This window comes from Xenorhabdus santafensis (assembly GCF_033949405.1).
GTDB classification, from domain to species: domain Bacteria; phylum Pseudomonadota; class Gammaproteobacteria; order Enterobacterales; family Enterobacteriaceae; genus Xenorhabdus; species Xenorhabdus santafensis.
This window is the reverse complement of sequence record NZ_VCDN01000098.1, coordinates 1-10324: the sequence shown is the minus strand read 5'-3', so window position 1 is coordinate 10324 and position 10324 is coordinate 1. Positions and strand designations below refer to the sequence as shown.

8 protein-coding genes and 3 pseudogenes are annotated in these 10324 nt (G+C 49.1%); 1 reads left to right on the top strand and 10 read right to left on the bottom strand.

From position 1 onward, the window contains the following. The coding region (locus FE392_RS17905; RefSeq protein ID WP_319931522.1) for a tail fiber protein at positions 1-630 on the top strand (630 nt) is incomplete at its 5' end. A gap of 91 nt (positions 631-721) precedes the next feature. On the opposite strand, the gene FE392_RS17900 is transcribed toward FE392_RS17905, so the two are convergent. The 10 genes and pseudogenes from FE392_RS17900 to FE392_RS17855 all read right to left on the bottom strand — a co-directional run. Continuing rightward, a complete protein-coding gene (locus FE392_RS17900) occupies positions 722-2146 on the bottom strand; it encodes a phage tail fiber protein (RefSeq protein WP_319931521.1) in 1425 nt (474 codons plus the stop codon). An 18-nt stretch (positions 2147-2164) separates the two neighbouring features. Next, on the bottom strand, positions 2165-3220 hold the full coding sequence (locus FE392_RS17895; RefSeq protein ID WP_319931520.1) for a hypothetical protein: 1056 nt from the start codon (positions 3218-3220) through the stop codon (positions 2165-2167). Further along, positions 3217-6485, bottom strand: a pseudogene (locus tag FE392_RS17890) (TipJ family phage tail tip protein). Before FE392_RS17890 ends, FE392_RS17895 begins: the two are co-directional and overlap by 4 nt. 51 nt (positions 6486-6536) lie before the next feature. Next, positions 6537-7112 carry a tail assembly protein gene (locus FE392_RS17885; RefSeq protein WP_319931519.1) on the bottom strand — a complete coding sequence of 192 codons (576 nt, stop codon included), beginning with the start codon at positions 7110-7112 and terminating at the stop codon, positions 6537-6539. A 3-nt stretch (positions 7113-7115) separates the two neighbouring features. Then, positions 7116-7856, bottom strand: coding sequence for a C40 family peptidase (locus FE392_RS17880; RefSeq protein WP_319931518.1), 741 nt, complete (start codon positions 7854-7856; stop codon positions 7116-7118). A gap of 1 nt (position 7857) precedes the next feature. Continuing rightward, a pseudogene (locus FE392_RS17875) lies at positions 7858-8594 on the bottom strand (phage minor tail protein L). Then, positions 8591-8938: a phage tail protein gene (locus tag FE392_RS17870; RefSeq protein WP_319931516.1), complete on the bottom strand. Its 348-nt coding sequence runs from the start codon at positions 8936-8938 to the stop codon at positions 8591-8593. The pseudogene FE392_RS17875 and the gene FE392_RS17870 overlap by 4 nt, the downstream one beginning before the upstream one ends. Positions 8939-9044: 106 nt before the next feature. Further along, the gene (locus tag FE392_RS17865) at positions 9045-9452 is read right to left on the bottom strand and encodes a type II toxin-antitoxin system death-on-curing family toxin (protein WP_319931523.1); all 408 of its coding nucleotides are present in this window, start codon (positions 9450-9452) and stop codon (positions 9045-9047) included. Beyond that, positions 9449-9619: a hypothetical protein gene (locus FE392_RS17860; RefSeq protein ID WP_319931515.1), complete on the bottom strand. Its 171-nt coding sequence runs from the start codon at positions 9617-9619 to the stop codon at positions 9449-9451. Before FE392_RS17860 ends, FE392_RS17865 begins: the two co-directional genes overlap by 4 nt. Before the next feature lie 92 nt (positions 9620-9711). After that, a pseudogene (locus FE392_RS17855) lies at positions 9712-10324 on the bottom strand (hypothetical protein); the annotation flags it as partial.

Sequence of the window (10324 nt, the reverse complement as noted above, 5' to 3'; positions counted from 1 at the left end):
GACACTGTCGATAAAAAGATTGAAGAACACGCTGCAAGCCGTAATCATCCTTATGCAACTCAGACAGAACCGGGACTTGTTACTTTAAGTAATGAAGCAGACAGTAACAGTGAGTTAACCGCCGCAACCTCTAAAGCTGTTAAAAAGGCCTATGATTTAGCGAATACTGCCAATCAAAATGCCAGTAATGCAAACGAGAGCGCTGATAACGCAAATGACAATGCAAACACACGTTTAGCGAAAGACCAAAACGGGGCAGATATCCCTAATAAGTCAGTATTTTTAAACAATATAGGGTTGGGTGATGCTAAGTTTGTGATTGAGCGCGGCAGCAATGCGAGTGGCGCATGGGTGAAATGGTCAGATGGCGCTATAGAGTTGTTCGGTCATGGAACTCCGATAGCAGGGCTAGCTATAGTTACTTTCCCCATAGAGTTACCTAGCACCTCATACTATATCAGTATAGCTGAGCATGTATGGACTGATCCCGGAAAAGGCAATGCAGTCCATGTATCATTAGTCATTGATGAAGCGCTAGATAGCAAAGGATTTAAAGCTCGTTGTCAAATGTTTGATGGTGGTCCATCAAATAACGCATTTTCATGGAGAATTTATTATTCACCTGTTTAACACAGATATCGAGATCGCCAAAGGGGTCTAGTTGCTTAAGCCCGAGCTAGCACAAATTATTAAACCCGCAATTTTCTGCGGGTTAATTATTTTACTCTACCTGCTCAACCGCTTCATCATCAACTATTGCCTTCTCCCTCCTATTCCACACCGAATCCTCTGGCATCTGCACACGGACATCCAAGCGACACCCTTCGGGAATATCACAGGGTTCACCATCCGCGTAGTAGACCTTTTCACCGTCCACGATGGCTTTTATCCGTTTGTTTTGAAACCGTTGAGGTAAATGACTGTGCTGATAGTGGAACGTCTCAATCGTGATGCTGCCGTCCTTTTCCACCCGGTCATCAATGTAGATAAGTTCAAGCCCGTTGTTGTTCTCCGGGGAAGAGATGCCGCCGTGTACACCCCATGCACCGTCTGCGTTATAGCCGAGGATACCGTCTATCTGATAATGGCCTATGCCGAGTTTAGTGACTGTAGCCCCTTCCGATTCGTCGTTGGTGGTATAGTTGCCATCGGGGTAGATTTGAATGATGGGGGAGGATTTTTTGTAAAATCCACCGCCGTCTACGGTAGCGTTAGCGCCTAATGACAAAATCGTGCCCCTTCCTTTTGGTAGAGTCTGAACAGACTTGTTTTGGCTATTAACATCTCTGTCTATAAAGTTTAATAATACATCTGAATTATCAGGGGCACTTTCTATTCTCCAATGTGTTCCAGATGGCCTGTATACTTTTAACCCTCCCCAATCGTTATTGGAATGCAATACGATAGTACCCGGGTCTATTGTTAATGCGCGGCTGCCGTTAATATCAATCGCATACCCCAGTGTAGTTGTACCGCCACCACGAACAATTCCTGTATGCACGTAATTGTCATACCACCCATAACTGGTGAAAGCGACCTGAGTGTTTTCTAGACTCCCGGCTTTCGTAGATACCAACATGACCGCATTGCGCTCATTAGGTAACGTTTCCAACTGCTTAAACCTGAAGTAGCCATTATAATTCCCACCGCTGACCGATACTGCGCCGATATTTTGGGTAAACGCCCTTTTATCTGGAATATCCGCCCCGTTCTGGCTCTTGGCTAATTTTCCATCCATCGCCGCCTGTAATGCCTTAATCGACTGCAACGCTACCGTCTGTCCGCTCGGCAGCGTCACATCCACCACACCGTTCTGTGACATCCATTTGTCCATGTTCTGGAGGAACTGGACGATATAGCTACTGTTGGCCACCATATTTCTAACGCCGTCTGAGACGGAATCAGGCACGGTAATCTGTATCTGATAGGTGACGTTATTCAGGGTGGTGCTAACCTTATCCGCTAACACCAGTTCAGTATCCGAGTTCACCGCCTGAATCATGTGTAACAGGTTATCCTTGCCGGACTGGATTAACATGATTTGCCCGGGGGCAACGCCGTTAATATTCGCTTTAAACTTTGTGCCTGTGCCGCGGACAATAGCTGACCCGGACACCGTACTGATTGTGCCTTGTGAATAGTACATAAATGGGTTCCTGAGAAGTTAGAAATTGAAATAACTGGCAGCGTCTAAGATAAGAATGGATTGCTTGGTGGTGTAATTGAGCGTTCCCCACTGGCTCGCTTTCCAGAATGACCTTTTACCTGAGCCAATAATTAACCCTCCATCTTTGTGAGCTGTCAGCGACAAGTCCCGACTGTAGGCGGTACTGCCTTCCATCCACAGATGATGCCCAATCCATGCAGGCACGAGCATCGGATACTTTATCCCCGGGGTCGGAATGATGTCGCCCAGCTTTCGGTTGCTGACATCCAGACTCACTGGTTTGGTCAATACCCCGACACCGGAGTTAAAGGTCACCACCCCGTCACGGTTCCGCAGCCTGAGTCCGTAACCACCGCCTTCCAGCCGTTCTTTAATGCCGATGTTGGAAAAAACCACCACCCGATACCATCCCGCCCTGCCATCGCCATTGTGCCGGTTGTGGCTGGTGTAATACCCCTCCCGGTGAATCAGCATGCATTCCGGGTCTTCGTTATAAAAGAACATCAGGCAGTTGCCATAAGTGAGCCGGGGGTCAATGGACGCCGGGTTGAATCGACCGTCAATATAGACCCGGGCTTTATGGGAAACGTAGCCGAATCCGGCAGGCGGCACACTGTTATTGAAGTTGCTGTTATTCAATATCTTCAATCCCGCCTTGCCGCCTGCGGTTGAGGGATAAGCGATAATTTTGATGAGTTCCGTAAGCCATTTTTCAAAGAAGTTATCTAAACTCACCCTGTCGACGATGACCGTCTCCCCGTTCTGGGTAAACTGGGCGCGCTCATAAAACCCCAACAACCTGAACCCGTTGCCTGAACGGTCTTGGCTAAATCCGGTAAACTCCACCGGATAGACGTACGCCCGATAGCCTGCCGGGATTTTGATTTGACACTCCCATTCATAATACCGCCAGTCCGTCGGGCTTCGGCGAATGCCCGGCGTGTCTTTTGAAACGAAGTCAGTCCACACCAAACTGGCCGGCGCCGTTGTCTCATTGAAGACAAAACTCGTGCCGTCTGCCTGATTGGTAATTTTCAACCCGAACCCACTCATAAGAATACCCCTGCTTCCATAATTGCCACCCCGTTGCTGTCAAAGACATACATGCCCGTATCCCGGTATTGAGTGCGGTATCCCTGCCCGCTGCCATTGATTTCCAGAAACCCGGTCTTGGCATCAATACGAAAGCCCTGCTGGTTAGGAATGTAATTGGTGGACTTGATATCGATGCCGACCAGTAGCTTCTGAATCGACGCCATGTCAATGAAGGATTCGCTGACAAACAATTGACCATTCTTCACCACCATAAACGGCACCGGTTTGCCGCTCACGGGATTAAAAAAGGCAAAGTTGTTAGCCGAGAACCCGATGTACGACTCCAACTTGCCATTTTTCACTTCCCCGCTGATAACCATGCCGCCCGCGTTGTACTTCTGCCCATTGTATTTCAGGGTGATATTGGTACTGTGCATGGCATACCCATTGCCGGTCTGGTTAAATTCCGCTTGCATCTTGGTGTTGATCATCGCTTTCTGGTCACCCAGTTGCGCCTGAACCTGCTCCATTTTTTCCGCCTGCGACTTTTGCGTATCGGAGATGGCCTGTTCGTTGGTGATCACACCCGCCTCCGCATTGCCCAGACGCGTCCCTATCTCCGTCAGTTTTTGCGCAGTCGCCTCTTTATCCGTCACCCTGACCGCCCACAATTCACTGATTTGGGCCTTATTTTCCCCGTCACGCGCCATCATATCTTTCGATAATGTCTGCTGCATGTTGCTCAGCGTCAGGGTAGATTCGTTAATCCAGTCAATATCGGTTTGTATCCGTTTACCCGCCTGAGCCGTCATAAACTGATCACCTGCCGCTTCTACTATCCAGTTCGTATCCGTTGACGATTCGCCCCGGATAAAGTCCGTCCACGGGGACTGATTGCCGGACTTGTCCACTAGCCGGGCACGAAAGTAGAAAGCCACCCCGGCCGCCAACCCCGGCATTGTATGCGTGCGTTGGGGGTAGGGAATGTCCGCCAATAACATCAGGCCTTCGCCGTCATTAGTCTGACTGTACTGGATTTCGGTTTTCAGGGTGTCACTGGTGTTGGGGGCGAAACCCCAGTCCAACTGGATACCGAAGAGTATCGGCGTGGCTTTAAAGCCCAAGGGAGCCGGCGGGTTGCCCTCTTTCCCCTTCAGGTGAGTTTCGACGGCATTCGCCCAGATACTGGAAATTTCCGCTGCATTGATGGCCCTGACGCGCGCCTGATAGCGGCCGGCGTAGATGCCGGGCACTTCAAAACTCTGGGTAGACGTTCTGGGGGCCGATATCCAGTTGCCATTATCCCGACGCCACTCGGCTTCATAGGCAATCGCATTTTCCACCGCCTGCCATGTCACCTGTAATGTTGTCACCGCGATCCCCTGATGGACACGACTGTCACTGCTAATTGTGACGCCCTTCGGCGGCGACTGGATACCGGGCGGAATGACGGAAATGGGGCGTTCATCAATGCGGGTGCCGGTATCGATGTGGGTGTATTTATCGGGATTATGTTCTACAGCGGTGATGTCAAACGAGGCCCCGTCTTCCCCTTCCTTGATACCGGTGACCCTGAACTGCTGGAGCGCCAAATCGGATGCATCAATGGCCCAGACACCCTCAACCATGGGTGTCTCTGAATACAGGGTGGTGACCGTGACCACCTGCCCGTTAACCGCCTGAATCGTTCGCCCCTGCGCCTTGCCGGAGGGCAAGTTCAGAATTAACCGCTCCCCGACTTTCGCCAATGATGCCCTGTCCAATGTGATATTGCGCCCGTCTACGGCACGAATGCGACCGCCCAATACCCGACCTGAAAACATTTCATCCGCGATACCCAGAATGTAACCGGGCAGGGGAATTTTGCCTTCCAGCCCCACGGTGAACGTCACCATTCGGTCATATTCGTTGGTCAGTAACACCCATTTACCACGTCGGATGGCTTCGCTCTGGCGGGTACAGCCAATCGCCGTGATATCAGCCTGCTTGACCTGAAAACGTTTTATCAGCCGGTTATCGAAAACCGGTTCAACGGCGTCCTGATAATCGTTTTGCGGATCAGACCAGCTCACCATGGCAGTGGAGTAATGAGTTTTCTCGCTGGAACTGGAATAAGTAAACTTGCCGTCGCGGACATTGGCACGGGTATAGATATAGTCCATGTCACGCGGCATATCCGCCAGCGCGTTCATGTTGTTGTTAGCCCAATACGTCATGCCCCGGAAAATGCCGGCGATATCCCGCAGCACTGTCCATGCATCCTCCTGTGACTGGATATAAACATTGCAGGTATAGCGCGGCTCTTGCCCGCCCTTGCCATCGGGCACAAGCTGGTCACAATACTGGGCGATACGGTACAGATCCCATTTTGCCAGACTCAGGTTTTCCGCCTTGATGCGGGTGCCGATGCTGAACCGGTCATTGATCATCAGGTCATACAGTACCCACGCCGGATTATCAGTCCATGCCCACTTAAACACCCCGCCCCAGACGCCCGCATAGGTACGGCTTTCCGGGTTGTAGTTATCGGGCACGCGAATAATACGCATCTTGGGTTCGCAAGATATCTGCGGGATGTTCTTAAACTGCTTGGCATCAAACTGGACGAACAGCAAGGCGGTTTCGGGGTAGCTCAGTTTGGCGTCGATCACTTCGGTGATGGACTCAATCACCATCGCATCCGCAATCCGGTTCGTGTTCTGTTTGGGGGTCAGGCGGCGCACCCGAACCTGCCAGCCTGAATGCGCCTTGGGCAGATCGAGACGATGTGAACGCTCATACTTGGTCGTGGTCTTGCCATCCACGGCCAGCGTGGGCAGTTCCTGATAAGCCCCCCATCTGTTGCCACTTCAATGGTGTAATCAATGCGATACCCGACCGTATCCCCGTTGTCTTGCTGCTTTTGCAATTGCGGCCATGACAGGCGAATACGTACTGCGGACAACTGAGTATTGGTGACCGATTTCACCCAAGATTCGACTAACTCCGTGCCGACCGTCAAATCGTTCTCGACCGCCGGCATTCCGGGGATATAATCCTGATGGGGCGTACCGGGGCGAAATTCCCATTTCACCCCCTCAAAGTTGGCCTGACCATCGGGGCCGATCAGCGGTGTGTTATCGACAAAGATATTGGTGCCATCCAGCCCGCCCGCAAACTCGCCCTCCCCCAAGGCCAGCAAGATTTTGGCATAGGACGTTGATTGCAATGAATCTGGTGATTCAACCGGTGTGCGCGGGTTTTCCTGACCGCCCTTACTGCCCTGAATACGCTGTTTTTCCATATTCCACTCACAAAAAAAGCCGCCGCAGCGACCTGATGAACACATTAAGGTTTATTGCTGATCTTCAGCATAGATACCCGCCGAGATGATGGCCCCGCCGATACGGCGCTTACCGTAGCCCAACGGAACGGGGTTGCCTTGCGCGATGGAATTGACCGGCCCACCAAACGCATACGACGGTTTGTTATCCGGATCTTCCCGTCGTGCCAATCCGCCCGGCATCGGTGACAACATCTGCACCACGCCCCCCAACATCATGGACACCCCGGACATCACCAATGGCACCCCGTACGGCGTTGCCCACATAAATGCCCCGGCAACCACCATGACAGCCCCGAGGATAGTTTGAAAGACGCCCGCCCTTTTGCTGCCGATAATCACCGGCACAATGCGGATGTCTTCCTCACCGGAAAAATCCAGTTCATCCCGGCTGATATTGCGTTTCCCGCTGAACACGGCAAAGGTGAGTCCACGTTCTTTCGCGTTCAACAGGAACTTTTCAAAGCCGTCAATTAAGACAGACAGTGCCCGGATAGCTTCTTGCGGGGAGGAAACCGCCAGTTTATGTTCTCTTCCGAAGAGCGCGCCAAGCACCCCATATAACCGTATTATTCGCACTGTTTCCATGATTCACTCCAATAAAAAACCTGCCGAAGCAGGTTGATGTCGATAGCGTAAGATTAATCTCGTTCGCTCCTGCCAATACCCGCTATAGGACACGCGGTTGCTGAGCTGTCCGTACATGTGGTGCAACATCACTCCCTCACCGATATAGACGCCGGCATGGTTGGGTTCATTGGCCTGTACCTGCATGATGATGACATCCCCCACCTGCAACTCGTCGCTGCATTCAATAAACCCGGCTTTATCAAAGTTATTCAGGTACAGATTTTCGCCCCGGTTCCACCAACCGTCTGAACGCGTAAAGTTGGGCAGTTCAATCTCACGCTCCAACCGATACCAATCCCGCACGATGGAATAACAGTCCCAGATGCCGTGCACAAACGGGCGACCGAGCAAAGGTTTAATGCCCTCGCTGGGCATCAGGGTGCGAATATCCCCTTCCGGCCACGACACAATCACCCACGGGAGTTGTGACAGATCACACTGGGCAATATCCAACTGACTGGGCTGTGTGGTGGCGTCAGGGTGACTGTGGACAATGGCAACAATCGTCCCAGTATCTTCAGCGTTGGCATAATCTTCGGGGTGAAGGCTGAATTGTTCGGTCGGTGAAGGGGCGGTGTTGCGACAGGGAACGTATTGCTGTTTGCGGCTGTTTTGTATCACCAGACCACAACACTCATTGGGATATTCGGCCTGTGCGTGATCGGTAATGGCACTGACAATATTTTTACGTAATATTTCCATATCATCGCCTTAGTAGTGCAGACCCCGGAAACCCACCAAATGGAAGTTGATTGCCTTTTCCGAAACGCAACTCACAGGCGTGTAGTAAGCCTGAGCACGCATCCTTTGAAGGATCATCGACAGGGTTGCCGTCTTCATCAAAATACTTTGTTCCCGTGTAGTTACAGGGCGACTTACGATACAAGCCTCGCATGCACCATGTACACAGGCTATGAATTTGACGCGTTGGAATTTTAATACCCTGTAAGTCAGCAGGCGAAGACAGAGCAAAATGCACCTCGGTATTGTCTTCATGTGTCTTACTGTCAATGTAGAAAACATCGACTTTCTCTTGCGTCGGATCAGCTTCTGGATTTCCTTCGGGAAAATTACGGGCATCCAGATAATGTGAAAAAGTCATATGAATAGTGACACGCGCCTGAACCAGATTCTGATACGCCAGACACATTGCGCTAATAATGCCATCAAGGTTAGCCACACTCAGCAGAGGTGAGACAGTTCCACCATCACTATTGACTTCCAAACCCTCAATCCTGACAGGCCATGATTTATATTCGACACCTTGCCACCAGATGGATTTAGCGGGTAAGTTATCTACGTCTCCCAGTTCCTTTTCTGTGTAAGGGATAGAGTGATTATGAAAGTACAGATCTGGCCCACCAAATGCCGAACCATCGACAGCAAATAATAAGACTTTATTTCCTACTTCCAGTTTTGTACATCTGACGTTATGCTCATGCGCTGAATGCCTGTTCAAATGTTGCTGATATTTTCATGACGCCACCGGCCATCGGGGTCATGGTTATTGAATCTGCCTTGACGCGATAAAGTCCTTTTTCACCAAATGGCGGCGTCCATATAAATGATTTCAAGGCGTGCCTTCGAATAAACTGAAAAATGGGCATGACTTCTTCTTTCAGCCCCATGTAAGAGTAAGGCCATGTCTGGGTTTCCGGATTAATACCATCACCTGAAACCTGCTTATAGCCATCACCAAACTCAACCACTCTAATTCGGTGTTTAAATTCACCACTGGGCGAATCTTGAATTTGAGTTCGCCATTTAAATTCTTCAATAGCCATATGAGTGCCTATAAAAAAGAAAACCTCACCGAAGTGAGGTTATTGAGTGTAAAAAAAGCCGCAAATGCGGCCTTATGAGAAAAATTAAGTTAAAAATAACCTGTGCTTAGTAAACTGTTACAGTGTCTTCCACAAGATCATTTCGATAATTAGACAAAACCTTTAGTGCGAAGGCTGTATTGTCACAATCCGCCTCTCCGATGGCTGCCAATATTGTTAATTTAACTAATTCAAATGACGCATTGAGTTCAAAACCATTAAGTATCAGGAAGATACTGGTTGCCTGAAAAGCTGTTCTCTTATTTGCATCATTGAAAGCATGTGATTTAGCTATTGCTATCAGGTACATAGCTGCAAATTTGAAAATATCTTCACACCCTTCATAATCTCTCAGAGTTTGAACTCGATACAAAGCCCCTTCAAGCTTATTGATATCAGGCTTGCCACTATTAGGAAGCGTTGATTTCTGGATCTCAATAACTTCTTCCGTTGAAAGAAACTGAATATCCATTATTTATCTTCCAGCGCTTTAATAATATCGGCATATTTAGCCTGGGTACGCAGTAAGGCTTTTCTAAACGCTTCAGAACGAACTTGGATAGCGTCGCTTGCATTGACAGGTTCCTGCTTTAACTTATCAACCTGATTCGTTATTTTTTGGGTATCGTTAACTTTTTCCATATACAGCCCATCCTGAGTTAATGGTTATCTATTTCAACTTTAGCACTGATTGATTGCAAAATCATCGAAGCTCAGCCATCCGTGGCTTGGGGTTAGATATATTGAAGCGAACTTTTCACTTCTAAAACTTTCCTACGATGCATTTCAAGATGGTGTCTCAGTGCACTTAATTGAAACTGTGCCGCTTCAACATCTATTCCCATGTTAGTTAATTTGTTAAGTAGTCTGCCAATAGGGTTAGGATACTCGCTCTGGTTATTTAGTAACTGGCATGGATAGCTTGTAAAATTACTTAATACACCCGCCTTATTTAATCTCTGCATCCTAAAAAGATAATCATATTCATCGAAAAACGACATAGGGAAAGATAAGTCATTTGAATTTGTTGCTGGCAATTCTTCCCGACCCAGGAACTCACCTTCAATAACCTTGGTTGCCAGATATTCTATAGCTGATGGCAGTTGCTCATGAGTCAGTTCGTCTATATGGTTGACTCCGAACTCATGGTACACCATTTGGAATAGCTTTTTACTATTGAGTCCATATTTGCCCATGATGGTATTGACCAGACCACGAAGAGGGGTGCGATCATGGGTTGTGGTTTTAATCACTACTGGCTCAGCTTCTTTTTGGTTGAAGTAAAAGTCTTCCAGTTTTTCGAATACATCCCATGCTTTATCAGTGTCCAGCATTTTAGCGTGGCGG